General features: G+C 40.2%; 24 protein-coding genes. 21 read left to right on the top strand and 3 right to left on the bottom strand.

Annotated elements, in window-relative coordinates:
• Positions 1-16 precede the first annotated feature (16 nt).
• From HMPREF1481_RS09295 to HMPREF1481_RS09260, 8 genes are all read left to right on the top strand, one after another.
• The gene (locus tag HMPREF1481_RS09295; protein ID WP_016466403.1) at positions 17-619 is read left to right on the top strand and encodes a hypothetical protein; all 603 of its coding nucleotides are present in this window, start codon (positions 17-19) and stop codon (positions 617-619) included.
• Between the two features lie 67 nt (positions 620-686).
• Complete coding sequence (locus HMPREF1481_RS09290; protein ID WP_016466402.1) at positions 687-1,382, top strand: AzlC family ABC transporter permease; 696 nt, start codon at positions 687-689, stop codon at positions 1,380-1,382.
• The gene (locus HMPREF1481_RS09285) at positions 1,372-1,695 is read left to right on the top strand and encodes an AzlD domain-containing protein (RefSeq protein WP_016466401.1); all 324 of its coding nucleotides are present in this window, start codon (positions 1,372-1,374) and stop codon (positions 1,693-1,695) included. The genes HMPREF1481_RS09290 and HMPREF1481_RS09285 overlap by 11 nt, the downstream gene beginning before the upstream one ends.
• Before the next feature lie 103 nt (positions 1,696-1,798).
• Complete coding sequence (locus HMPREF1481_RS09280) at positions 1,799-2,641, top strand: amino acid ABC transporter substrate-binding protein (RefSeq protein ID WP_016466400.1); 843 nt, start codon at positions 1,799-1,801, stop codon at positions 2,639-2,641.
• 153 nt (positions 2,642-2,794) lie between these two features.
• A complete protein-coding gene (locus tag HMPREF1481_RS09275; protein WP_016466399.1) occupies positions 2,795-3,649 on the top strand; it encodes a MetQ/NlpA family ABC transporter substrate-binding protein in 855 nt (284 codons plus the stop codon).
• Positions 3,650-3,770: 121 nt separating this feature from the next.
• The gene (locus tag HMPREF1481_RS09270; protein ID WP_016466398.1) at positions 3,771-5,144 is read left to right on the top strand and encodes a M20 family metallopeptidase; all 1,374 of its coding nucleotides are present in this window, start codon (positions 3,771-3,773) and stop codon (positions 5,142-5,144) included.
• Complete coding sequence (locus HMPREF1481_RS09265; RefSeq protein WP_016466397.1) at positions 5,137-6,198, top strand: methionine ABC transporter ATP-binding protein; 1,062 nt, start codon at positions 5,137-5,139, stop codon at positions 6,196-6,198. The genes HMPREF1481_RS09270 and HMPREF1481_RS09265 overlap by 8 nt, the downstream gene beginning before the upstream one ends.
• Position 6,199: 1 nt before the next feature.
• On the top strand, positions 6,200-6,892 hold the full coding sequence (locus tag HMPREF1481_RS09260; RefSeq protein WP_006149603.1) for a methionine ABC transporter permease: 693 nt from the start codon (positions 6,200-6,202) through the stop codon (positions 6,890-6,892).
• Positions 6,893-6,913: 21 nt separating this feature from the next.
• Here HMPREF1481_RS09260 and HMPREF1481_RS09255 read toward each other — a convergent pair whose 3' ends face one another.
• A complete protein-coding gene (locus tag HMPREF1481_RS09255; RefSeq protein WP_016466396.1) occupies positions 6,914-7,489 on the bottom strand; it encodes an MptD family putative ECF transporter S component in 576 nt (191 codons plus the stop codon).
• A gap of 195 nt (positions 7,490-7,684) precedes the next feature.
• Between HMPREF1481_RS09255 and hisS the strand changes: the two genes are divergently transcribed.
• From hisS to HMPREF1481_RS09190, 13 genes are all read left to right on the top strand, one after another.
• Positions 7,685-8,965 (top strand): histidine--tRNA ligase, encoded by a 1,281-nt coding sequence (gene hisS, locus HMPREF1481_RS09250; protein WP_016466395.1) that lies wholly within the window; start codon positions 7,685-7,687, stop codon positions 8,963-8,965.
• Positions 8,966-9,175: 210 nt separating this feature from the next.
• Positions 9,176-10,504 (top strand): LPXTG cell wall anchor domain-containing protein, encoded by a 1,329-nt coding sequence (locus HMPREF1481_RS09245; RefSeq protein ID WP_016466394.1) that lies wholly within the window; start codon positions 9,176-9,178, stop codon positions 10,502-10,504.
• 267 nt (positions 10,505-10,771) lie between these two features.
• Positions 10,772-12,529 (top strand): LPXTG cell wall anchor domain-containing protein, encoded by a 1,758-nt coding sequence (locus HMPREF1481_RS09240; protein ID WP_016466393.1) that lies wholly within the window; start codon positions 10,772-10,774, stop codon positions 12,527-12,529.
• Between the two features lie 75 nt (positions 12,530-12,604).
• Positions 12,605-13,564, top strand: coding sequence for a glycosyltransferase PgfS (gene pgfS, locus HMPREF1481_RS09235; RefSeq protein ID WP_016466392.1), 960 nt, complete (start codon positions 12,605-12,607; stop codon positions 13,562-13,564).
• Positions 13,565-13,586: 22 nt separating this feature from the next.
• A complete protein-coding gene (gene pgfM1, locus HMPREF1481_RS09230) occupies positions 13,587-16,550 on the top strand; it encodes a glycosyltransferase PgfM1 (RefSeq protein ID WP_016466391.1) in 2,964 nt (987 codons plus the stop codon).
• A gap of 166 nt (positions 16,551-16,716) precedes the next feature.
• Positions 16,717-16,920, top strand: a complete 204-nt coding sequence (locus tag HMPREF1481_RS09225; RefSeq protein WP_000916944.1) for a helix-turn-helix transcriptional regulator — start codon at positions 16,717-16,719, stop codon at positions 16,918-16,920.
• Complete coding sequence (locus HMPREF1481_RS10930; RefSeq protein WP_016466390.1) at positions 16,920-17,123, top strand: hypothetical protein; 204 nt, start codon at positions 16,920-16,922, stop codon at positions 17,121-17,123. Before HMPREF1481_RS09225 ends, HMPREF1481_RS10930 begins: the two co-directional genes overlap by 1 nt.
• The gene (locus tag HMPREF1481_RS09215) at positions 17,120-17,470 is read left to right on the top strand and encodes a PspC domain-containing protein (RefSeq protein ID WP_016466389.1); all 351 of its coding nucleotides are present in this window, start codon (positions 17,120-17,122) and stop codon (positions 17,468-17,470) included. Before HMPREF1481_RS10930 ends, HMPREF1481_RS09215 begins: the two co-directional genes overlap by 4 nt.
• Positions 17,471-17,484: 14 nt before the next feature.
• A complete protein-coding gene (locus HMPREF1481_RS09210; RefSeq protein WP_016466388.1) occupies positions 17,485-18,186 on the top strand; it encodes a DUF3169 family protein in 702 nt (233 codons plus the stop codon).
• Positions 18,187-18,195: 9 nt separating this feature from the next.
• Positions 18,196-18,837 carry a CPBP family intramembrane glutamic endopeptidase gene (locus HMPREF1481_RS09205; RefSeq protein ID WP_016466387.1) on the top strand — a complete coding sequence of 214 codons (642 nt, stop codon included), beginning with the start codon at positions 18,196-18,198 and terminating at the stop codon, positions 18,835-18,837.
• An 18-nt stretch (positions 18,838-18,855) separates the two neighbouring features.
• Positions 18,856-19,071, top strand: coding sequence for a hypothetical protein (locus tag HMPREF1481_RS09200; RefSeq protein WP_016466386.1), 216 nt, complete (start codon positions 18,856-18,858; stop codon positions 19,069-19,071).
• Positions 19,072-19,208: 137 nt separating this feature from the next.
• Positions 19,209-20,972, top strand: a complete 1,764-nt coding sequence (aspS, locus tag HMPREF1481_RS09195; protein ID WP_016466385.1) for an aspartate--tRNA ligase — start codon at positions 19,209-19,211, stop codon at positions 20,970-20,972.
• Positions 20,950-21,891 carry a YitT family protein gene (locus tag HMPREF1481_RS09190; RefSeq protein WP_016466384.1) on the top strand — a complete coding sequence of 314 codons (942 nt, stop codon included), beginning with the start codon at positions 20,950-20,952 and terminating at the stop codon, positions 21,889-21,891. Before aspS ends, HMPREF1481_RS09190 begins: the two co-directional genes overlap by 23 nt.
• Before the next feature lie 52 nt (positions 21,892-21,943).
• Here HMPREF1481_RS09190 and HMPREF1481_RS09185 read toward each other — a convergent pair whose 3' ends face one another.
• Both HMPREF1481_RS09185 and HMPREF1481_RS09180 read right to left on the bottom strand, forming a co-directional pair.
• Positions 21,944-22,930, bottom strand: a complete 987-nt coding sequence (locus tag HMPREF1481_RS09185; RefSeq protein WP_016466383.1) for a LacI family DNA-binding transcriptional regulator — start codon at positions 22,928-22,930, stop codon at positions 21,944-21,946.
• 9 nt (positions 22,931-22,939) lie between these two features.
• Complete coding sequence (locus HMPREF1481_RS09180; protein ID WP_016466382.1) at positions 22,940-23,740, bottom strand: DUF1189 domain-containing protein; 801 nt, start codon at positions 23,738-23,740, stop codon at positions 22,940-22,942.
• Between the last annotated feature and the right edge of the window lie 169 nt (positions 23,741-23,909).

The raw sequence follows: 23,909 nt of genomic DNA, 5'->3' as shown, positions 1-23,909 counted from the left end.
TTAGTATAGTAGAAATATGAGATTTAAAAAAACAATCAGTGTTGTGCTTGCTCTAGTAGTACTGTTGCTGTCTTTAATGGTTTTTCGGATGTTTCAAAAGACGCAATTGGTCATGTTTGAATCCGTTTCTTTTAATATGCCCCTCGAATCTTTTGAAAAAGCGTTTGGAAAACCTCATGAAATAGTAGAAGAGACAGAAACAGGCTATCACAATCCTTGGCGTGCAAAAGATCCTTATCTCTTTAAAACTGGGCGCCTTTTCTACGACTATGAAAATTTTAAATGGAAAGGTTATAGTGGTCGCGTGACCTTTACTTTTTCAAAATCACATCGTTTACAAGGGGCGCCGGTTTATTTCCCTGTAGCTACTAAAGATCAACAAAAAGAAATATTCTATAAAGTGACCCAAGATATGAAAGCAGAAATCGAAGCTTTACCAAACTTTCAGTCTTTGAAAGTTGATGCTTTGGTGGGGTATGATGTTGGTTATCGATTTAAGGTCAAAATGAAAGGGCAAGGGAGAGAACTCTGGATTGATGTCTATCCTACAGAATATGAGAATAAGGATAATCCTGAGAACAACCAATATAATATTGCAATCGATCAATTTCGATGGTAGTTACCCTAGCGTGCTTGTTTTGAATGCTTGGTAGTAGAATGCTGTATTTGTAAGAATGAGGAGGTTTATGAAAGAAAAAGGATTTTGGGAGGGTGTACAAGCAGCTGTACCGACGGCTTTAGGTTATATCAGCATCGGTCTTGCCTGTGGGATTATCGGATCTCCCTATGTAACACCTGTGGAAATGGGCTTGATGAGCCTCTTTGTCTATGCTGGGAGTGCCCAGTTTGCCATGATAGCCTTGATAGCAGTTCAAGCGCCTGTGGCAGCTATTGCTATGACCGTCTTTTTGATCAATCTGCGTCTCTTTTTGTTGAGTTTACATGCTTCGACTTATTTCCGTCAGACCAGTCTCTGGCATAATATCAGCATGTCTAGCCTTTTGACCGATGAGACCTATGGGGTCTTGATGGGTGAGTTGGTGCATACGGACAAGGTCAATCCCATGTGGATGCATGGGAACAATCTCAATAGCTATCTAGCTTGGTTTGTCGGAACTGTTGTCGGAACAACCCTCGGTGGACTTTTGCCAAATCCAGAAGTTTTTGGCTTAGATTTTGCCCTAGTGGGGATGTTTATTGGGATTTTCACTTCCCAGTTTCAGATTATGCAAAAACGGATTCCCTTACGCAATCTCTTCATCATTCTTGGAGTTGTTGCTGTTTCCTTTTTTGTACTCTTGACAGTAGTGTCTCAGTCGCTAGCTGTCCTGTTTGCGACCTTGCTAGGTTGTACCATGGGGGTGATTTTAGATGGTCAGTAAGTATATTTTAATGGCAATCGTCTTTTCTGGATTGGTGACTTGGATTCCGAGAATGATTCCTTTCATCCTTGCCAAGTACAAGGGTTTGCCGCCTATCGTAGAGCGCTTTTTGAAATTTCTCCCAGTTTCAATTATCTTTGCCTTGATTCTTTCAAGTGTTGTGAGCGGAAAAGTTGGAAGCTTCCCACAGATAAAATGGTTGGACTTTTTAGTAGTCTTTCCGACAGCCTTTGTAGCCTTTCGTTACCGCAATCTGGTGGGGACGGTCCTTTTTGGAGTGATCTTAGTTGCTGCCTTACGTTTTATCTTTTAAATCAGCTATAAAGAAAACTTATGGCAAAGATAGAAATCATATAATAGCGTAATTGCTTTTTTTCTGTTAAGATAAGACTATATTCTATTTTGGAGGAAATATTATGAAGAAAATTATTAAATATTCATCACTTGCTGCTCTAGGGCTTGTAGCCGCAGGTGTATTGGTAGCTTGCTCAGGCGGTGAAAAGAAAGATGCTGCATCTGGTGAAGCAACATCTAGTAAAAAAGAAATTATCGTTGTAACCAATGCTACACCAAAACCATTCAACTATGAAGAAAATGGCGAATTGACTGGTTACGAGATTGAAGTGGTTCGCGCTATCTTTAAAGATTCTGACAAGTATACTGTCAAGTTTGAGAAGACAGAGTGGTCAGGTGTTTTTGCAGGACTTGATGCTGATCGTTACCAAATGGCGGTTAGCAACATCAGCTACACTAAAGAACGTGCTGAAAAATACCTTTATGCAGCTCCAACTGCTAAAAACCCTAACGTTCTTGTAGTGAAAAAAGATGACTCTAGCATCAAATCGTTTGATGATATCGGTGGAAAATCAACAGAAGTTGTTCAAGGAACAACATCAGCTAAACAGCTAGAAGACTACAACAAACAACACTCAGATAACCCAACTATCCTTAACTACGTTAAAGGGGACTTCCAACAAATCATGGTACGTTTGAGTGATGGCCGATTTGACTACAAGATTTTTGATAAAATCGGTGTAGAGACAGTCATCAAGGACCAAGGTTTGGATAACTTGAAAGTTATCGAACTTCCAAGCGACCAACAACCTTACGTATACCCACTTCTTGCCAAAGGTCAAGATGAGTTGAAGGCATTTGTGGACAAACGCATCCAAGAATTATATAAAGATGGAACCCTTGAAAAGCTATCTCAACAGTTCTTTGGTGGTTCGTACCTTCCAGCAGAAGCTGACATTAAATAAGTTTGTAAATCATCCACTCTTTCAGAGGTGGATGATTTTGCGACTTTCAGACATATAGTTTCAAACTATATGTCTGCCTATCTAATAACAATTTGCGAAATCAAATAAAGTATGAGATACTATTACGGTATTATTTTTAAAGGAGAATGAATCATGAAAATCAAAAAATGGTTAAGCGTAGCAGCTATCGCTACAGTAGCAGGCCTTACACTTGCAGCTTGCGGAAATTCAGACAAGAAAGCAGACAATACAACTACAGTTAAAATTGCAACTGTTAACCGTAGTGGTTCAGAAGAAGCACGTTGGGACAAAGTCCAAGAATTGGTTGAAAAAGACGGAATTAAATTGGAATTCACAGAGTTTACAGACTACTCACAACCAAACAAAGCAACTGCTGATGGTGAAGTAGACTTAAACGCTTTCCAACACTACAACTTCTTGAACAACTGGAACAAAGAAAACGGTAAAGACCTTGTAGCGATTGCAGATACTTATATCTCACCAATCCGCCTTTACTCAGGTAAAAACGGTGAAGAAAACAAGTACACTAAAGTGGAAGAAATCCCAAATAACGGTGAAATCGCAATTCCAAATGATGCTACTAACGAAAGCCGTGCCCTTTACCTTCTTCAATCAGCTGGTTTGATTAAATTGGATGTTTCAGGAACTGAACTTGCTACAATCGCAAACATCAAAGAAAATCCAAAGAACTTGAAAATCACTGAGTTGGATGCTAGCCAAACAGCTCGTTCATTGACATCAGTTGATGCAGCGGTTGTCAACAACACTTTTGTTACAGAAGCAAAATTGGACTACAAGAAAGCACTCTTTAAAGAGCAAGCTGACGAAAACTCAAAACAATGGTACAACATCATCGTTGCGAAAAAAGATTGGGAATCATCACCTAAAGCTGATGCAATCAAGAAAATTATCGCAGCTTACCACACTGACGAAGTGAAAAAAGTTATCGAAGAAACTTCAGACGGCTTGGATCAACCAGTTTGGTAATAAACACAGGGAGGTGGGAGAGATTTTTTCCACCTCTTGCTTTTATATAAAGCCTAAAGCAAATGAAATCTACTTGTATTGATTTCAAAGGTACAAGTCCTAGTAGAAAGGTAGAGATAAAATGGTTTTCCCTAGCCAAGAAGAACAAATTGAAAAGTTTGAAAAGGATCATGTAGCGCAGCATTACTTTGAAGTTTTGCGTACCTTGATTTCTAAAAAATCAGTCTTTGCCCAACAAGTCGGCCTGAAAGAGGTGGCTCGTTATCTAGGCGAAATCTTCAAGCGTGTAGGTGCAGAGGTCGAGATTGACGAGAGCTATACAGCGCCTTTTGTCATGGCACATTTCAAAAGTTCACGACCAAATGCCAAGACTATCATTTTCTACAACCACTATGACACAGTACCTGCGGATGGCGACCAAGTCTGGACAGAGGACCCTTTTACGCTTTCTGTCCGTGATGGTATTATGTATGGACGTGGGGTCGATGATGACAAGGGGCATATCACTGCTCGCTTGAGTGCTCTGAGAAAATATATGCAGCATCATGATGACTTACCAGTCAATATCAGCTTCATCATGGAAGGCGCAGAGGAATCTGCCTCTATGGACTTGGACAAATATCTAGAAAAACATGCGGACAAACTTCGTGGTGCAGATTTATTGGTCTGGGAACAAGGAACCAAAAATGCTTTGGAACAGCTAGAAATCTCTGGTGGGAACAAGGGGATTGTGACCTTTGATGCCAAGGTTAAGAGTGCCGATGTGGATATCCACTCGAGCTACGGCGGAATTGTAGAGTCAGCTCCTTGGTATCTCATTCAAGCTTTGACCAGTTTGCGATCTGCGGATGGACGTATTTTAGTCGAGGGCTTGTACGATCATGTGCAGGAGCCTAATGAACGTGAGTTGGCCTTAGTTGAAACCTATGCCCAACGCAATCCAGAGGAGATCAGCCAGATTTATGGCTTGGAATTGCCTCTTTTACAAGAGGAACGTACAGCCTTTCTCAAACGGTTCTTCTTTGAACCAGCACTCAATATCGAAGGAATTCAGTCAGGTTATCAAGGTCAAGGAGTTAAAACAATTCTGCCAGCAGAAGCTAGTGCCAAGTTAGAAGTTCGCTTGGTCCCTGGGCTAGAACCACATGATGTTTTAGAGAAAATCCGGAAACAACTAGACAAAAACGGTTTTGATAAGGTAGAATTGTACTATACCTTGGGTGAGATGAGTTATCGAAGCGATATGAGTGCACCATCTATTCTCAATGTCATTGAGTTGGCCAAGAAATTCTATCCACAGGGCGTATCGGTCTTGCCAACAACGGCTGGGACAGGTCCTATGCATACAGTCTTTGATGCCTTAGAAGTACCCATGGTTGCCTTTGGTCTAGGAAATGCTAATAGCCGAGACCATGGTGGAGATGAAAATGTGCGAATCGCCGATTATTACACCCATATTGAATTAGTAGAGGAGCTGATTAGAAGTTATGAGTAGAGATATTATCAAGTTAGATCAGATCGACGTTACTTTTCACCAGAAGAAAAGAACTATCACAGCGGTCAAGGATGTGACCATTCACATCCAAGAAGGGGATATCTACGGAATTGTAGGATATTCTGGAGCAGGGAAATCAACCCTAGTACGTGTTATTAATCTCTTGCAAAAACCATCTGCAGGTAGAATTACCATTGATGATGATGTAATTTTTGATAATAAGGTGACTTTGACTGCGGGACAATTGCGCCGCAAACGTCAAGATATTGGGATGATTTTTCAACACTTTAACCTTATGAGTCAAAAAACGGCCGAGGAAAATGTAGCCTTTGCCCTCAAACACTCTGGCCTTAGCGAGAAAGATAAGAAGGCTAAAGTGGCTGAATTATTAGACTTGGTCGGTCTTGCGGATCGTGCCGAAAACTATCCTTCACAACTTTCTGGAGGCCAAAAACAACGTGTGGCTATTGCGCGTGCCTTGGCCAATGATCCAAAAATCTTGATTTCAGACGAGTCAACTTCAGCTCTGGACCCTAAGACAACGAAACAAATCTTGTCGCTCTTGCAAGATTTGAATCGTAAGCTAGGTTTGACCATTGTCTTGATTACACATGAGATGCAGATTGTCAAAGACATTGCTAACCGTGTGGCAGTCATGCAGGATGGCCGCTTGATTGAAGAGGGCAGTGTTCTTGAAATCTTCTCAGATCCTAAGCAACCATTGACTCAGGACTTTATCTCAACTGCGACAGGTATTGAAGAAGCCATGGTCAAGATTGAGAAACAAGAAATTGTAGAGCACTTATCTGAAAACAGCATTTTGGTACAACTCAAGTATGCAGGAGCTTCTACAGATGAGCCACTTTTGAATGAGTTGTACAAACACTACCAAGTAACAGCCAATATTCTTTATGGAAATATTGAAATTTTGGATGGTACCCCTGTGGGTGAGCTTGTTGTTGTTTTGTCTGGAGAAAAAGAAGCATTGGCAAGCGCTCAAGATGCCATCCGTCAGGCTGGTGTGCAACTAAAAGTATTGAAGGGAGGACAGTAAGATGGCAGAGTTGATTCAAACATACTTACCAAACGTCTATAAGATGGGCTGGTTAGGTCAAGCAGGCTGGGGAACAGCTATTTATTTGACGCTTTATATGACAGTTTTTTCCTTTATCATTGGAGGATTCCTAGGACTAGTTGCAGGACTTTTCCTTGTCTTGACAGCTCCTGGTGGTGTCTTAGAAGATAAATTTGTCTTTTGGGTTTTGGATAAGATTACTTCAATCTTCCGTGCGGTTCCCTTTATCATTCTCTTGGCAGTCTTGTCGCCCTTCTCACATCTAATCGTAGGAACAAGTATTGGGCCGAATGCCGCTATTGTACCACTATCTTTTGCGGTGTTTGCTTTCTTCGCTCGTCAGGTTCAAGTAGTTTTATCAGAGCTTGATGGAGGTGTCATCGAGGCAGCCCAAGCCAGCGGAGCTACATTCTGGGATATCGTGGGTGTTTACCTTTCAGAAGGGCTTCCAGACCTGATCCGTGTGACGACTGTAACTTTGATTTCTCTTGTCGGTGAGACAGCTATGGCGGGAGCAGTAGGTGCTGGCGGTATCGGTAACGTAGCTATCGCTTATGGATTTAACCGTTACAATCACGATGTGACTATCTTGGCGACTATCATTATCATTTTGATTATCTTTTCTATCCAATTCTTGGGAGATTTCTTGACCAAGAAATTAAGTCATAAATAAAAAAGAGCCAATCGGCTCTTTTTATGATGTTTTTTTTTCTGCAATTTTTTTAATAAGCACTTGTCCAATAAGGGCACCAAGTAGAGCACCGATAAGGATACTTGCTACAAAGAGAAGGATAGTGCCAGGATTCGGTGCGACCATGATGCGGTCAATATAGTCCTGAGATTTGCCACGAGCTACGAGGGTTGCTATATAAGCCTGAGGAGTTAGCCACATCAGTAGGATAGGGCCAGTAGTACCAAATGCAAAGATTAGGAAGGAAAGAAGGTTTTTGATCTTATCTTTGTAGTGACCTAGATGAGCGATGCCATCCGCTGCAAGCCCGCAGATAATCCCTGGTAGAAAAGCTCCAGCGCCATGTTTACTAGCTAGGAAAAATAGAGAAATCACAAGCCCAATCGTTGTAATCACTCCAAAACGAGGAACCTTTGCTAAAAGGATCATATAGACGCTACCACCCACAAGAGCAGAAAAGGCGGGGGCATAAAACATATTTCCAGTGTGGTCGACAAGGTTCCCTAGTAGAACCCCCACTCCGATACAGAGAAAGTAGACAAGGGCAACAACAAGGGTTGTCAAGATATTCTTTTTCATAAGTTCTCCTTCGTATATCTGATGATATTCATTGTATCATGCCTGTGGCAGATTGTAAATGCTAGTTGAAATCAGGTATTTGGGTGAAAATGATAACAACTGTGCATGGTCAAAGCTATTTCTTTACTCCTCCGACTGTCCCAATCCCTTTATTTATGGTAAAATAGGACTATTAAGTTAGAAAGAGGAACCTCTATGAAATTACAAAAACCAAAAGGAACGCAGGATATTTTACCTGCTGAGTCTGCCAAATGGCAGTACGTTGAAGGCTTTGCGCGTGGAATTTTCAAACGTTACAACTATGCAGAAGTACGTACCCCTATTTTCGAGCATTATGAAGTCATTAGTCGTTCTGTTGGAGACACAACTGATATCGTAACCAAGGAAATGTATGATTTTTACGACAAGGGTGATCGCCATATTACCCTCCGTCCAGAAGGAACTGCTCCAGTCGTTCGTTCTTATGTGGAAAACAAACTTTTCGCACCAGAAGTGCAAAAGCCAAGCAAGTTCTACTACATGGGCCCAATGTTCCGCTATGAGCGGCCACAAGCAGGTCGTTTACGGCAATTCCACCAGATTGGTGTGGAGTGCTTTGGCTCTAGCAATCCAGCTACGGATGTGGAAACTATCGCTATGGCAGCCCACTTCTTGAAAGCAATCGGCATTCAAGGTGTCAAACTACACCTCAACACTCTTGGAAATCCTGAAAGTCGTGCAGCCTACCGTCAAGCCTTGATTGGCTACTTAACACCGCTCAAAGATAGCTTATCTAAGGATAGCCAACGTCGTTTGGAGGAAAATCCTCTTCGTGTCTTGGACTCGAAGGAAAAAGAAGACAAGGTGGCAGTGGAGAATGCACCATCTATCTTGGATTACCTCGATGAAGAAAGCCAAGCCCACTTTGATGCTGTTCGTCAAATGTTGAAAAATCTTGGAGTAGACTATATCATCGATACCAACATGGTGCGTGGTTTGGACTACTACAACCACACGATTTTTGAGTTTATCACAGAGATCGAAGGCAATGAATTAACAGTTTGTGCAGGTGGTCGTTATGATGGCTTGGTTGCCTACTTTGGTGGCCCTGAAACTGCTGGTTTTGGATTTGGACTTGGGGTGGAGCGTCTTCTTCTAGTCCTTGAAAAACAAGGTGTGGCCCTCCCTATCGAAAACGCTCTAGACGTTTATATTGCAGTCTTGGGTGAAGGAGCAAATATTAAGGCTCTAGAGTTAGTACAAGCACTTCGCCACCAAGGTTTCAAAGCAGAACGAGATTACCTTAACCGCAAACTCAAAGCTCAGTTCAAGTCAGCTGACGTTTTTGCAGCTAAAACTCTTATTACTCTAGGAGAGAGCGAAGTCGAAAGTGGCCAAGTGAAGGTCAAGAACAACCAAACTCGAGAAGAAATAGAAGTATCTCTTGAGTCTATTAGTCAGAACTTTACTGAAGTCTTTGAAAAATTAGGATTTTAATGGTAGCATTCAAGCTGGGAGATACTTCCCAGCTTTTTTAGTTTAATTCGTCATAACTTTATTAAAAAGCCGACTGTTAAAATTAATATTTTTAAAAACGGTCGGAAAAAAATCATATTTTTATATAAAAGAGAAGGATGTTATTCAAAACTATTGTAAACGGATACAAAAAATGCTATGATATACCTGATGAATAAAAAGGAGTCAATTATGCAGAACTTTAAAAAGAACGCGATGCGTATGTTCGGATTTGTGGGGATACTCGTGTTATCTTTGACGGTGCTTACGACGGTGTTTGCTGCGGATGTTATAGATTATACAAATAAAACGACCATCACTGTTGACGGTCAACCATTAACAGCTGATACTCAAATCAGTACCGGTAAAGCCTTAGAGGCAACTAATAACATTTCATTTCCTGACAGTCAACAAATTAATGAAGGAGATGTGCTTGTACTTGACCTTCCAAAAGAATTGGGATTGATTACCAAGCTTGAATTTCCAATAACACACAGTAGTGGCGAGATAATTGGGAATGCAGTGACAGATCCAAGTACACAAAAAGTGACCATCACTTTTACGGACTATTTCTCTAAGAATTACAAAGATAAAGTTATGACTTTGAAATATGCTGTTCGTCCTAATGTAACGAATTTGCCAGAATCAGGGAAATATACTTTCCAATTTGGTACTGATAACTTTACACTCAACTATGATAAGACGGACGGAGAAGCTGGTGACTATGAAATGAAATATGGTTATCAAGATTCAGAAAATCCTAACCGTATCAAGTGGCGTATTGTTCTGAATGCTGTTCAAGATAAGTTGAATAACATGGTCATCAAGGATGACTTTAGTGACAGTGGACAAGTCTTGGTAGAAAGTTCATTCCGTGCAGTTCGTTATGCGACTCAACCAGAAAAGATTCCAAATGAAGCAGCACTTCTAAAATTGGAACCAATTGATAACTTCAGTAATAAAGCAGAATTCACTCGAAATGCGGATGGCAAAATCACAGGATTCACCATTAACTTTGGTGATAACTGGAATTGGGCGATGTACATCGAGTACACAACAGAGTTGACTTCAGAACTTCCAAAAGATACAAAAGTTGCCAATGTTTTGGAATGGTCAGCAAGTAATTTCAACAAGTCACGTTCGATTGAGGCCTTGACGCGATTAGAAACTGCTTCAGGTGATGGTAGTGGTGATAGAACCACTACAACCACTTCAACAACAACTACAGAAGCACCGACGACAACTACAACAACAACGACAGAAGAACCAACAACCACTACAACCACAACAACAGAAGCGCCGACCACAACTACAACGACTACAACAACAGAAGAACCAACAACCACTTCAACTACAACAAGCACTACTGTAACTACAGTTCCAAGCCCTTCTGAAACAACAACGACAGAAGATAAACCAGAACTTCCTAAAACTGGGGAAGCAATGGGGACTGGCTTGGTAATTGCAGGGATTGTTATCTTATCAGGTACAGTTGTATTGAATCGCAAATATAATAGATAATAGAGGAGAGAGCCATGCTCTCTCTTTTTAAAAATTATGCAAAACAATGTATGAAAAACCACATTTTGCCAGCCGGAATTGCGACTGTTTAATAAAAATTATGTCCCTTAAAGTTGCAAATAATCTAAAATTCTCTTAAAAGGAAACAAATCAGAGAAAGAATTCATTAGATACTTTAAATCACTTGCAATAATAAATAAATATGATATAATCAGTTTTAAAAATGACGATTTTGTGTTGTTATTTTAAAAAGAAAAGGGAGCCATAATGAAAAAGTTTGCAAAAACTAGTTTTGTGCTGTCATTATTTATTTCGATATTGACAGTATTTTTTGTGGTGTCAGCTGGCAAGGTATCTGCTGACACATCTAAAAAAGTGGATGTTATCACAGAAGTCAAGATTCAAAATGACAAGGGCGAAGCTTTAACAGGACCGGTTGGCCGATTCGATAATTTCCGTCTGAATGCAAAATTTGCTTTAGAAGGAAAAAATGTTAAAGCAGGGGACACGACTGAAGTTAGCATTGCCTCTCCGATTGATATCAAGTCTCAGGATTTTGAAATTAATGACTCAATTACTGGTAAACTGATTGCCAACGCAAAGGTTGATGCAACTGCTGGTAAAATTATCTTGACCTTTACAAAATTTGTGGAAGAAAAAAATGACGTTTCAGGTTCATTCTTCTTCTATGCTCAAGTCAATAAAGTGAAATCTCCAAATGATGGAGAAGTTCCGGTTAAAGTCTCTGTAAATGATAAAGAGAAATTCACTGGTAAAGTCACAAGCGGGACAATCGGTGGAGGATATCGCTACTCTATCATTAAATCAGGTTGGAGCGAAGCAGGAAACAAAGAGCTTGGCTTCCGAATTTCTGTCAACAGAACCAATGAAGTTATTAATGATGCTGTTGTCACAGATACCTTAAAATCACCAGGCCTTACTTATAAGCCAGGAAGCTTCAAGATTAAAAAAGGTACTTGGGAATATAGCAATGGTAAATGGGAACTCAAAAACGCAAAAGATGTAACTGCTAACTATCAAGTAAATATTAATGGAAATTCGTTTTCTATTAATCTGGGTAACATTACTGCGGATGACCAATTTGCAATTGAATATAGAACTGATGTGAACTATACTGTAGTTGATGGTGAAAAAATTCTTAACCAAGCTACTATCAAGGGAAGCAATAAGGATGAATATGCATCAAACAGTACAGTGAAAATCCAAATTGCTGGTGGTGAAGGTATTGGTTACGAGTTCAGTATCAAGGTTACTAAGGTAGACGAGCAAAACGGACCTCTTAAAGGTGCAAAATTCCAAGTTGTTCGTCAAGCAACTGGCCAAGTTATCGGTGAATTTGAATCAGATGCTAACGGTGAATTCACTGTTAAAAACATCTTGCGTGACAAATACATCATCAAAGAAATCCAAGCGCCAGCGGGTTATGAGTTGGCAGCAGATACTGTTGTTGAAGCTGGAGAATTTAAAACACCAAAAGCACCAGTGGCTAAGACGATTGTAGATCAAAAAACCACTACAACCACTACCACTACCACAACAACAGAAGAACCAACAACGACTACAACGACAGAAGCGCCGACAACGACTACAACCACTACAACGACAGAAGCGCCGACAACGACTACAACCACTACAACGACAGAAGAGCCGACGACCACTACAACAACAGAAGCAACAACCGAGGCGACAACAGTATCAACTTCTGAAACAACTGAGGCGACAACAGTGTCAACTTCTGAAACAACAGAAGCAACTACTGTAACTACAGAAGAGCCAACAACTACAACAACTACGACTACAACAACAGAAGAACCCACTACCACTACAACAAGCACCACAACAACTACAACCACCACAGTTCCAACACCTTCTGAAACAACAACTACAGAAGACAAACCGAAACTTCCTCAAACTGGAGAAACAGTGGGAACAAGTTTGGTGCTTGCAGGTGTCCTTATCTTATCTGGAACAGTTGTTTTGAAATGTAAGTGTTCTAATAAATAATTGTTGAGTTTCTTTAAAGAGGAGAGAGCAGAGTTCTCTCCTTTTTTAAAAGTAAATAGTAAATGGAGCATCCAGATGAAACTATCAATTCTTATCACTCTTTTAAATGAAGAATTAGTTCTAGCTCAAACGCATAAAGCCATTTCTGAACAGTTAGAGAGTATGATTTTATCCGAAGAACTATCTGATTACGAAATTCTCTATGTGGATGATGGAAGTAGTGATAGCACTCTAGAGCTAATCGATGCTATTGCAAATGAAAATCCGCGGGTGAAGTATATCAGCTTTAGCAGAAACTTTGGACGCGAGAGTGGAATTCTTGCTGGTTTTAAGTATGCAACTGGCGATGCAGTCATGGTAATGGATGGAGATTTGCAACATCCGCCCTACCTTATCCCTCTCTTTGTAGAAGCTTATAAAGAAGGCTACGATATTGTCAGTGGCCAGAGAAGTCGAGAAGGGGAGTCATTTGTAGGAAGCTTCTTTGCTCGTAGTTTCTATAAATTTTCTAACCACTCCATGGATGTCAAATTGACAGACGGAAAATCTGAATTACGACTCCTAAGTAAGAGGGCCGTTGATGTATTTGTTTCACTACCAGAGTACAATCGTTTCAACAAAGGACTCTATGAGTGGATTGGTTTTAAAGAAAAGGTTATCCCTTATAAAAATGAAGTTCGTAAAGCAGGAAAAAGTAAATTCGGCTTTAAAAAGTCTATGAATTATGCTTTCCAGGGGATTATCTCATTTAATGATCGCCCACTCAGAATTTGTATCCAATTTGGTTTTATCAGCATGGCTTTGTCTCTACTCTACATTGTATATGAGTTTTGCAAATTTATCTTTTCTTCAGACTATACGAGTGGCTATTTTACGACAATAGCAGCCATTATCTTGTTTAGTAGTGTGCAATTGATCTTCATCGGTGTACTTGGAGAGTATATCGGAAAGATTTATTACGAAGTGAAGCAACGTCCTCACTTTATCGTCGCGAAAAGCAATATTGACCAAGCTGAAAAAGATAAGATTGGATAAGATGATATAGGAGAAATCAATCATGAATAAGTGGTTAATGCGTTGGCAAGAGTTGAAAGGGAAACATGCCCAAGCCTTGCTTTATACAATCAGCGCCTTATTACCGATGACAATCATGCTGGTTGTCTGGTTCTTCATGGGTAGTTATCCCTTTGGAAATAAAAGTCTGATGGCAGTTGACTTTGGTCAGCAGTATATCAGCTTTTTTGGCTTGCTTAAGAATGCAGTACTTACTGGGAATCTAAGCAGCCTGACCTATTCCTTCACCAAATCTCTCGGTGGAGATATGATTGGGGTTTTAGGTTACTACTTGATGAGTCCCTTTAATATCTTTTATATTATTATCCCCTTCAAACACTATGGTTTGGCGGTCTTTCTTACCATTTGGCTCAGATACGGTGCAATCGGACTTTCTTTCTCTCACTTTCTGATCAAGCGCTATAAGGGTGCAGAATCACGTATGTGGTTGGTACCCCTATTTGCAACAGCCTATGCTCTATCAGGTATGCTCGTTTCTTATCAGATGAACGTTATCTTCTATGATGCCATGATCATGCTACCGCTCGTCATCATTTATCTAGAAGATCTCTTGGATGGTGGAAGACCCTATCGCTATGCCTTTATTCTAGGGCTAACAGTCTTTTTGCAATTTTATATGGGCTATATGATTTCGATTTTTATCGTCCTATACTCTTGCTATTATGTTTCACCGCGTCTCTCTATCCAAGGAAATTTAAAACAAAAGCTGAAACACTTCCTAAGTCCTTTGGTGAAAACATTTGCCTTCTCTGTCATTGGAGTTGCTATAGCTTCGATATTGATCGTACCAGTATTTTATAATCTTCTTGAGAGTAAGGGGCAGGTTGGAGATGCTATGAGGTTCTCCTTTGCCTTTCAAATCAATCCTGTAGATATCCTATCGAAGCTTGCTATCGGTGGTTTTGATACGGCTTCTGGTTGGTCGGCTGGGCCTAACCTTCCAAATATCTATATCGGTGCTTTAGGATTTATTGGTTTCATCCTTTACTTTACATCGAAACAGGTAGCCAAGGAAAAACGTTGGGCTGCAGGTGCTGTTACCCTCGTTTTCTTGATTTCCTTTGTCAATGAATTTGTAAGTAAAATATGGCATATGGGACAAAACCCAGCTGGATTCTTTTTCCGTTTCTCATGGCTGTTCTCTTTCTTTATGCTTGTTTTAGCCTACCAAGTAATCAAGGGACAAGTAGAGGTTTCTCGCAGAGGAAAACTGCTTTCAGCTATATTACTGGTTTTATCAGCTATTTATCTCTATACCAAAAATTTCACTTATCTACCAAAAACCCAGCCTGAAGCTTTGACTCAGTTCCTATCAAAGAACTTCATCGTATTTTGGCTTTTACTAGTAGCAATTTCAGGTGCCCTTTCGTACCTCTATTGGAGTCGTTCTCGTAAAGCTCCTCAAGTGAAAAAAATCGTACTCTTGATAGCTTGCTCTGTTGTGTTTCTTTTGGGAATTCTTCTCCAAACGGGTTATCTCTTATCTCAGGTTGTCTTAACCTTGCTGGTCTATTTGGCAGTTATCTTCTTACTGCGCACAAGAATGACCAGATTAGCAATTCTTGCCTTGTCTGCCCTAACCATCTTTGAATTAGGATACAATGCTTATCTATCTCAAGTGACCTTTGGTTATGCAGATGTGGATAAGTTTGTAGATGCAACAGTATCTGTAAAACAAGTGACAGACGATGTTCAAAAACAGGCAGATCAACCATTCTACCGAATCGCCACAACCTTCGCCTATTCAAAAACTGTACCATCACTTGTTTCTTACCCAGGTTTAAGTACCTTTAGTTCTAGCTTAGAGCGTTCTACCATGGACCAATTTGCCTACATGGGTGACCAAGGGATTAATGCGGCAACTGAGTATGAAAATGGTACTCTGTTAACAGATGCCTTATACGGGGTTCGCTATTATATGGATATCAAGGATTTGGAACCTGCTCAGAAAGAAGCTCATCCTGAGAGAATGTACTTCACTCGTTTTGCAAGTCGTTTTGATATGCACCGTTATTTCACGCGTAAGGTCTATGAAGACGAACGCTATATTGTGTACGAAAATCCCAATTCCTTCCCATTAGCTTATGGAACAAATGATTTGGTAAGAAATATCAACTTCGGTAAAAACAATGCTATCCAAAATCAAAACATCATCCTCAATTCTATGGAAGGTGCGAAAAAAGGCGAGGAAAACTACCTTGACTACTTCAAACCTCTAGCATACGGCGATGTTGAAATAGAAAATCTAACAGAGGAAAATGTCGACAAAGAAAAAGGAACGGCAGTCTACAAGCGTGTGGATTCTTCCAAAGATGCAGTGGTTCGCTACCGAATTACTCCGCGAACAGACTTGACTTATTACTTCTTTGTACCTGCAAGTCTAAATTCAGATAAAGATTACTCCGTTCTTTTGAATGGCAAGTGGTTTACTCATTCTAAGAGAAATACGCAACGTCAACTTTGGCAAATCGCAGATAATGCGATGGATCAAGAATCTGTACTTGAGTTCCGCTTTAAAACTGATAAGGTTGACCTTTCAAACGCAGGTGTTTATCGCGCAGAGATCAGTCAAATCCAAAGTGCTTTAGAAAAAAGAAAGGCACAAGGTCTACAAGTTGAGAAATTCTCAAATACTCATATCGTCGGTTCAGTGAATATTACTGACGACAGTAAATATATGATGACTTCCATCCCTTATAGTGAGGGTTGGAAAGTGAAGGTCGATGGCAAGGATGTCCCTGTGACAAAAGCATGGAACAGCTTTATCTCATTCCCGATTACCTCAGGACAACACAAAGTAGAATTTGTATTCTCCCAAAAAGGAACAATTACAGGTGCTTTGCTGACTCTCATCAGTCTATCAACGCTGTATATCATCAGAAGAGATTACAAAAAAGAAGATAAAAAGCAAGTAAAAGAAGATTCAGATGCTTCATCAGCTGAGTAAGCAATCTTCTATTAACTATAAGAAAAAAATATGGTCAGGATACCACTCCTGACCTTTTTCTTTTGCAAAATGACAAAAATTTTAAACTTTTTGACAAATATGCTTGTCAAAAATAAAAAGATATGTTACAATGAAATCAAGATAAGAACAAAGGAGTAAAAAAGACATGCTTAAAAATCGTCTAAAAGAGCTTCGAGCTCGCGATGGTCTGAATCAAACTGAACTGGCCAAGCTAGCAGGCGTGTCCAGGCAGACCATCAGTTTGCTAGAACGGGATGAGTACACACCATCCATTGTTATTGCCCTGAAGATTGCTCAGATCTTTCATGAGCCAGTCGAGTCGGTCTTTCGCTTAGAGGAGGATGAGTGATGAACAAGTATAAAATGATTTATTATCTATGTATCGTTGTGTTTATCGTAAATTTTTTGGCTATGATTGGAAGCCTATTTGGTTGGTTTACGATCGTAGAAGGCAAGTACCTCTTCTGGAATAATATAGTGCTACTATTAGTCTTTAGATGGGTAGAGAAAAAAATAAAGTTTAAAGAGATCCTAAAAGGAGAAAAGTTATGAAAGAGTTTTTAGCAGGTTTTCAAGTCGATACAGAGAACAAAGCACTTGCAGGTGTTTGTGCAGGTTTAGGAAATTATTTTAACATTCAAGCCAATATCATTCGTTTGGTGACAGTCTTCTTGTTCCTCTCTTCGACGGAGATTGGGATTATAACAGTAACTCTCTATGCTTATCTAGCAGGTTGGCTTGGGAATGAACCCTTGGGGGATGGAGCAAAAAAAGCTAGAAATCAAGCTATTCTCTTACTTGCTGTTTGTTTGCTTTTGGTATCACTAGGAGCAGAAGGTTTGACAGCTATTTTTGAATCAGGTAAGTCCCTAGGTCAATGGTTGTCTGGCTTGTTTTAGAAAGAGGTTAAAAGATGGAAAAGAAACATGTCATTTTCGCACTGAAACTTTTTATTGCCGGAGTTTTATTAGGAATACTTGCTGGTTTCCTTGGCGTTAATCCTTTAGGTATCAATCAAGGGCAAGTAGTCATTGCCTTGGAATCACTCTTTCTTTTTCTAGGCCTGATTACGACGATTCTAACTTTTTATTTCATTAGAAAAAGTCATAAGGCTTATAAGAGCTACCAAAGAGAAGAAGAGGACGAAGAAAACGAACAAGACTATCTTGCTATGTATCGTTTCTTGGATTATGGTACGGTAGCTTGGAATGTTTGCCAAATTAGTATGCTAGCCTGCTTACTTTTAGATTTGGGAGGTTTAGGCCTATCAGCAGCATCCTTACTTTTGATAGTTGTAGGTATCTGGTCGGGTGCTTACTGCCTCAAAATCACTAGCAAGGTCCGTAACTACAAACTGTCTATTATGGCAACCCCTAAGGAAGTTTTGGAATACCTCGATACTTATGATGAGGGAGAAAAACAGGCTGAAATGGAAGAAGCTTACTTGATCTTGTTCAAGGTCAATCAAATCCTCATTCCTGGCATCTATGTTGTCTTAGTAGTACTATCTGTAGTATTGGGTCAAGTGCAGTTGGTTGCTCTACTCGTAGCAGTTGTCATCCATTTGTACACGAATGTTGCACAGTTGCGAAAAACAAAACGTTATTTTAAATAGGAGAATCTTATGAAAACACTTAAAAATATCGGTTGGTATAGCCTTACTTTCTTATCATTTATTATGATTTATACTTTTATTCAGGGTGTAGGTGTGGCAGCGATGAAGTTGGGAGCACCTGACTACGTTTTTGTCCCTGTTTATGTCTTATTAGCAGGAATCTTCACCTTCGTTACCTACAAGTGGTATAAGACAGGAACTGTTACGATTGAAAAAACAGCCCTTAACAAATACATCTGGTTACCTGCCTTAGTATTGGCCCTTGTCATTGTTGCTCAATTCTTTTTGCCAAATGATCCGTCAGTCAATCAACAGACGGCAGAACAATTGACTCATAATCAACCTCTCTTTTCTTTCTTTATGGTGGTGGTCTTTGCGCCCCTGACAGAAGAATTAACCTTTAGAGGTATGCTAGCTCGCTATGTCTTCCCTCAACAGGATAATGTCAAGCAAACAGTTCTCTTTCTTCTTGTAAGTAGTATCATTTTTGCTCTCGTTCATTTCCCTGGCACTCCACAGCAATTCCTAGTTTATGCTTCACTTGGCTTTAGCTTGGGCTTGGCTTATATTAGCAAAGGTGGTCTAGCTTATAGTATAGCCCTACATGCTTTGAATAATTTAATCGCATTTTTAATGATAGTCATGCTATAATAGACTCAGGAGGAAGTCATGAAACGAGTGATATTATTAGCAGTGATTCAGGCAGTTGTTCTCTTTTTTATCATTGGAGTGCTTGCCTATGCTTTAAAAGGGGATTTCTTTTATAACTATTTAGCAGTAATCTTCGCACCAATCGCAGGTATTATGCGATTTGCGACGGCTTATGCAACGGAGATTGTTCTCCCTAAAAAGGCGGCAGAGATTGCGGAAAAGCGTAAAAAATAAAGAAAACCTAAATCCAGCGAATGACTTTGCTGGATTTTTTCATTTATGAGAGGATTCTCTCAACTTTTCTGATGATTTTCATGAAGAGCCTGCGCTTTTATGGTAAAATAGTAACAGAATAAAAGAGGAGAGAAAACATGAAACGTAGTATGTATGCTGGTCGTGTTCGTGAGGAGCACATCGGACAAGAAATTACCTTGAAAGGCTGGGTTGCTCGTCGTCGTGACCTTGGTGGTTTGATCTTTATCGACCTTCGTGACCGTGAAGGAATCATGCAATTGGTCATCAACCCTGAAAAAGTATCAGCAGAGGTGATGGCAACAGCTGAAAGCCTTCGTAGTGAATTTGTCATCGAGGTGACTGGTCAGGTTGCTGCACGTGAGCAAGCAAATGACAAGTTGGCGACTGGAGCGGTTGAACTGAATGTAACGGCTCTTACTGTGCTTAATACAGCCAAGACAACACCATTCGAAATCAAGGATGGCATTGAAGCGAACGATGATACACGTCTACGTTACCGTTACCTTGATCTTCGTCGTCCAGAAATGTTGGAAAACCTTAAGCTTCGTGCCAAGGTAACGCATTCTATCCGTAACTACTTGGATGAGTTGGAATTTATCGATGTGGAAACACCATTCCTTTCTAAGTCAACACCAGAAGGGGCGCGTGACTATTTGGTGCCATCTCGTGTCAATAAAGGGCATTTTTACGCTCTTCCTCAAAGTCCGCAGATTACAAAACAGTTGTTGATGAATGCTGGATTTGACCGTTACTACCAAATTGTTAAATGTTTCCGTGATGAAGACTTGCGTGGAGACCGCCAACCAGAGTTTACTCAGGTCGACTTGGAAACTTCTTTCCTTACTGAACAAGAAATTCAAGACATCACAGAAGGTTTGATTGCGCGCGTGATGAAGGAAACAAAAGGCATCGAAGTGACACTGCCATTCCCTCGTATGAAGTACGATGATGCCATGGCTCTTTATGGTTCTGATAAACCTGATACACGTTTTGAGATGTTGCTTCAAGACTTGACAGAAGTTGTCAAGGGTGTTGATTTCAAAGTCTTCTCAGAAGCACCTGCCGTTAAAGCCATCGTCGTCAAAGGCGCAGCAGATAACTACTCACGTAAAGATATCGATAAGATGACAGAAGTAGCCAAACAGTATGGTGCTAAAGGTCTTGCTTGGGTCAAGGTTGTCGACGGTGAATTAAACGGTCCAGTTGCTAAGTTCTTGACTGGTATTCAGGCAGATTTGACAGCAGCACTTGGTCTTGAAGATAAGGACTTGGTTCTCTTTGTGGCAGACACACTTGAAGTAGCCAATGCAACACTTGGTGCCCTTCGTGGACGTATTGCTAAAGAACTAGGCTTGATTGATAACGATAAATTTAACTTCCTTTGGGTAGTTGACTGGCCAATGTTTGAATGGTCAGAAGAAGAAGGCCGTTACATGAGCGCCCACCATCCATTTACCCTTCCTCAAGCAGAAACTGCTCATGAACTTGAAGGAGATTTGGCTAAGGTTCGTGCCATTGCCTATGATATCGTATTGAATGGTTATGAACTTGGTGGTGGTAGTCTTCGTATCAACCAAAAAGAACTCCAAGAACGAATGTTCAAAGCTCTTGGATTCTCAGCTGAAGAAGCAAATGACCAGTTTGGTTTCCTTTTGGAAGCTATGGACTATGGTTTCCCACCACACGGTGGTTTGGCTATCGGACTTGACCGTTTTGTCATGCTCTTAGCAGGAGAAGAAAACATCCGCGAAGTTATTGCCTTCCCTAAGAACAACAAGGCAACTGACCCAATGACGCAAGCACCATCAACAGTAGCTCTTAAACAATTAGAGGAACTTAATCTACAAGTAGAACAAGATGAAACAAACGAAACTAACTAAAAAGTGGTACCATTATCTGCGCCGCTTTGCTTATCGGGTGAAGATTTTGCGCGTTTTGCAAAGTATCTCCCGAGAAAAATACGATGAAAAAATCTCAGCTTCTCTGGTATATGGTTTTCTATCAGCAGTAGCCGTCAATTTCTTCTTCCAACCTGGACACGTTTATTCGAGTGGAGCAACAGGTTTGGCCCAAATCATTTCTGCACTTAGTAATCACTGGTTTGGCTTTTATTTCCCGATTTCAGTAGCATTTTACGCCATCAATATTCCGCTCATGATTCTGGCCTGGTACCAAATTGGGCATAAGTTTACGGTTTTTACCTTCATCACGGTATCTATGAGCTCGCTCTTTATCCAGTTTGTACCTGTGGTGGTCTTAACAGAGGACCCAATCATCAATGCCCTCTTTGGGGGTGTTGTTATGGGGCTGGGAATCGGCTTTGCGTTACGCCATAATATCTCCAGTGGAGGAACAGATATTGTCAGCCTTACCATTCGTAAGAAGACAGGCCGTAATGTCGGAAGCATCTCCTTCCTAGTGAATGGGACCATTATGCTGATTGCAGGCTTGACCTTTGGTTGGAAATATGCTCTCTATTCTATGATTACTATCTTTGTTTCAAGTCGTGTAACGGATGCAGTTTTTACCAAACAAAAACGCATGCAGGCCATGATTGTTACTAGTAATCCGGATGCGGTGATTGAAAAAATCCACAATAAATTACACCGTGGGGCGACTATGATTCATGATGCCGAAGGGACCTATAACCATGAGCGTAAAGCGATTTTGATTACGGTTATCACTCGTGCAGAATTCAATGATTTTAAGCATATCATGAAGCAAGTTGATCCGACAGCCTTTGTTTCTGTATCTGAAAATGTTCATATTTTAGGACGATTTGTTGAGGTTGAAAACTAATTAGTCAAACAGAAGACTACATAAAAAACCAACTCTAAATTAGAGCTGGTTTTTATTTTTCAATAATTTCATGTGCAATCACTTGACGATAGCAGATTTTCCGGTTTTCTTTGACGTCATTGATAATTTGAAGAATAGTTTCGAACGAAGTTCGACCAAGTAATAGGCTATTGATATCCACGTAGGCAGCTAGATTTAATCTCGGATTGACAGAGTCAAAGCTAAGAACAGGGATGTTGAGACCGTGTTCACTAAGGTAGTTGCAAACCCCTTCGGCTAAAAGGCTATCAGTCGTGATAATGGCATCAGTCTGAGGATCGTGTTTGAATAGCTGTTTGCTAAAATTATATCCCTTTTCTTCAAGGAATTCATCAGCGAAAAAGGTACGATGACTATCCAGAGGCAGTTTGCTTTCTTGCAGAGCTTGTAGGTATCCAGCCAAGCGGTCTTGAGTAACGTAGAGTTTCTTAGCCCCTCCGATAAAGGCAATGCGATTGCATCCTTTTCTAATAAAGAAATTTGTAGCATCATAGCCAGCCTGAACATTATCATTATCAACGAGCGGGATAAAAGGCGAGAGTGATTTCCCTAGAATGAGGAAAGGAAACTGTTCGTCAGAAACCAGTTTTACTAAGGGATCATTCTCTTGTGCATACAGGAAAATCAAACCATCTACACGTTTTCCATAGACCATCTGAGAGATAGCATCTAGGCGTTCTTTTTCGTTTTTTCCAGTGGCGATTTGAATGGCATAGTGATTTTCTGAGGCAACCTGTGCAATCCCTCTCAGAACAGAAGGAAAGAAGGGGTTTTGATAGAAAGCATCAGAGTCGTCTGGAAGAACCAAACCAATGACCTGCGTGTAACTGCTAACTAAGCTTCGCGCATTGAGATTGGGATGATAATTGAGTTCTTTCATTGCCTTGCGAACTCGTTTTTTTGTCTCATCGCTAATAGTTGATTTGTTTTGAATAACACGGGTTACGGTTGAGGGTGAAACCCCTGCAGCCTTGGCCACGTCTTTAATCGTAACAGGCATAATAATCTCCTACTTATGGTAGTCTGGATCACGGAAATGCGTTTTGTAAAAGATAGTGACCAGGTACAGAACAAATAAAATATTTTGAATAGTAATTAAAGTTGACATGTTTTGGCCTAGGAGACCGAGAATCATGGCAAGCAAAGTTGGTAATCCTAAACAGTTCAAGATGAAATGATAGCACTCTTTATAGGTCTTAAATGAGAAGAGACGTGATTTTTTCGTAAAGTAGAGCAAGAGGCTAGAACCTAGAGCGACAATGAAAAAATTAAGTCCGAAGAGGAAACTAGAACCTAGCACAAGAAAGAGGCTAATATAGACACGATTCTGTTGGTACCAGTCTTTAGAAATGGCTTGCGTTAAGCTTTCCTTGTTTTGGAAACTTTCAGTCGTGATCGCATGATAGCGAATGCTGGTTAGTTCTTTTCCTTGCTTGCTGATGACGAGTTGCTCAGGTTCAAAATGAAGAAGTAATTCCTCAGGGAAACTTGAACTAGAAGTATCTCCAATTTGAACAGAAGCTTGATGAGGAGTTGACCCCGTATAGCTTAGTTTACCATCTACAATCTGAGCATTCTTAGCTAGATCCTGAACGACTTCGTCCGTCAAAGGAGCGTAGACATCATCGATAAAAGTTTCTAAGGGATAAGTCTCTTGAGAGCTGTTCTGAATGGCGATAGGGACCATAGACAAGCTAATCAAGAATATACTGGTAAAAATCAGTTGAAACCAGTTTAGACCAAAACGATGAGAGAGGGGCTTACGGAATCCCCAAATACTATTAAAATAAGAAAACGGATATGGTAACATAAATCTCTTTCTATAGGCATTTTTCTATACGAGTATTATATAGAGAAATGGTTTTTATTTCAAGCGGGGATAGTAGAATCCTTGGTAAAAGTGAATGTTTGTCATGGTTTGTTCACTAACTAACAAGGAAAACTCAGTAAGTTCTTGTTTCTCACCAGACAATCAATGT

This window comes from Streptococcus sp. HPH0090 (assembly GCF_000411475.1).
Classification (GTDB): Bacteria; Bacillota; Bacilli; order Lactobacillales; family Streptococcaceae; genus Streptococcus.
Note: the sequence above shows the minus strand (reverse complement) of the source record. Positions and strands in the feature narration are given on the sequence as shown.

Coding starts and splice junctions, on each gene's coding strand:
- HMPREF1481_RS09295 (WP_016466403.1), top strand. CDS start 17: ATGAGATTTAAAAAAACAATCAGTGTTGTGCTTGCTCTAGTAGTACTG.
- HMPREF1481_RS09290 (WP_016466402.1), top strand. CDS start 687: ATGAAAGAAAAAGGATTTTGGGAGGGTGTACAAGCAGCTGTACCGACG.
- HMPREF1481_RS09285 (WP_016466401.1), top strand. CDS start 1,372: ATGGTCAGTAAGTATATTTTAATGGCAATCGTCTTTTCTGGATTGGTG.
- HMPREF1481_RS09280 (WP_016466400.1), top strand. CDS start 1,799: ATGAAGAAAATTATTAAATATTCATCACTTGCTGCTCTAGGGCTTGTA.
- HMPREF1481_RS09275 (WP_016466399.1), top strand. CDS start 2,795: ATGAAAATCAAAAAATGGTTAAGCGTAGCAGCTATCGCTACAGTAGCA.
- HMPREF1481_RS09270 (WP_016466398.1), top strand. CDS start 3,771: ATGGTTTTCCCTAGCCAAGAAGAACAAATTGAAAAGTTTGAAAAGGAT.
- HMPREF1481_RS09265 (WP_016466397.1), top strand. CDS start 5,137: ATGAGTAGAGATATTATCAAGTTAGATCAGATCGACGTTACTTTTCAC.
- HMPREF1481_RS09260 (WP_006149603.1), top strand. CDS start 6,200: ATGGCAGAGTTGATTCAAACATACTTACCAAACGTCTATAAGATGGGC.
- HMPREF1481_RS09255 (WP_016466396.1), bottom strand. CDS start 7,489: ATGAAAAAGAATATCTTGACAACCCTTGTTGTTGCCCTTGTCTACTTT.
- hisS (WP_016466395.1), top strand. CDS start 7,685: ATGAAATTACAAAAACCAAAAGGAACGCAGGATATTTTACCTGCTGAG.
- HMPREF1481_RS09245 (WP_016466394.1), top strand. CDS start 9,176: ATGCAGAACTTTAAAAAGAACGCGATGCGTATGTTCGGATTTGTGGGG.
- HMPREF1481_RS09240 (WP_016466393.1), top strand. CDS start 10,772: ATGAAAAAGTTTGCAAAAACTAGTTTTGTGCTGTCATTATTTATTTCG.
- pgfS (WP_016466392.1), top strand. CDS start 12,605: ATGAAACTATCAATTCTTATCACTCTTTTAAATGAAGAATTAGTTCTA.
- pgfM1 (WP_016466391.1), top strand. CDS start 13,587: ATGAATAAGTGGTTAATGCGTTGGCAAGAGTTGAAAGGGAAACATGCC.
- HMPREF1481_RS09225 (WP_000916944.1), top strand. CDS start 16,717: ATGCTTAAAAATCGTCTAAAAGAGCTTCGAGCTCGCGATGGTCTGAAT.
- HMPREF1481_RS10930 (WP_016466390.1), top strand. CDS start 16,920: ATGAACAAGTATAAAATGATTTATTATCTATGTATCGTTGTGTTTATC.
- HMPREF1481_RS09215 (WP_016466389.1), top strand. CDS start 17,120: ATGAAAGAGTTTTTAGCAGGTTTTCAAGTCGATACAGAGAACAAAGCA.
- HMPREF1481_RS09210 (WP_016466388.1), top strand. CDS start 17,485: ATGGAAAAGAAACATGTCATTTTCGCACTGAAACTTTTTATTGCCGGA.
- HMPREF1481_RS09205 (WP_016466387.1), top strand. CDS start 18,196: ATGAAAACACTTAAAAATATCGGTTGGTATAGCCTTACTTTCTTATCA.
- HMPREF1481_RS09200 (WP_016466386.1), top strand. CDS start 18,856: ATGAAACGAGTGATATTATTAGCAGTGATTCAGGCAGTTGTTCTCTTT.
- aspS (WP_016466385.1), top strand. CDS start 19,209: ATGAAACGTAGTATGTATGCTGGTCGTGTTCGTGAGGAGCACATCGGA.
- HMPREF1481_RS09190 (WP_016466384.1), top strand. CDS start 20,950: ATGAAACAAACGAAACTAACTAAAAAGTGGTACCATTATCTGCGCCGC.
- HMPREF1481_RS09185 (WP_016466383.1), bottom strand. CDS start 22,930: ATGCCTGTTACGATTAAAGACGTGGCCAAGGCTGCAGGGGTTTCACCC.
- HMPREF1481_RS09180 (WP_016466382.1), bottom strand. CDS start 23,740: ATGTTACCATATCCGTTTTCTTATTTTAATAGTATTTGGGGATTCCGT.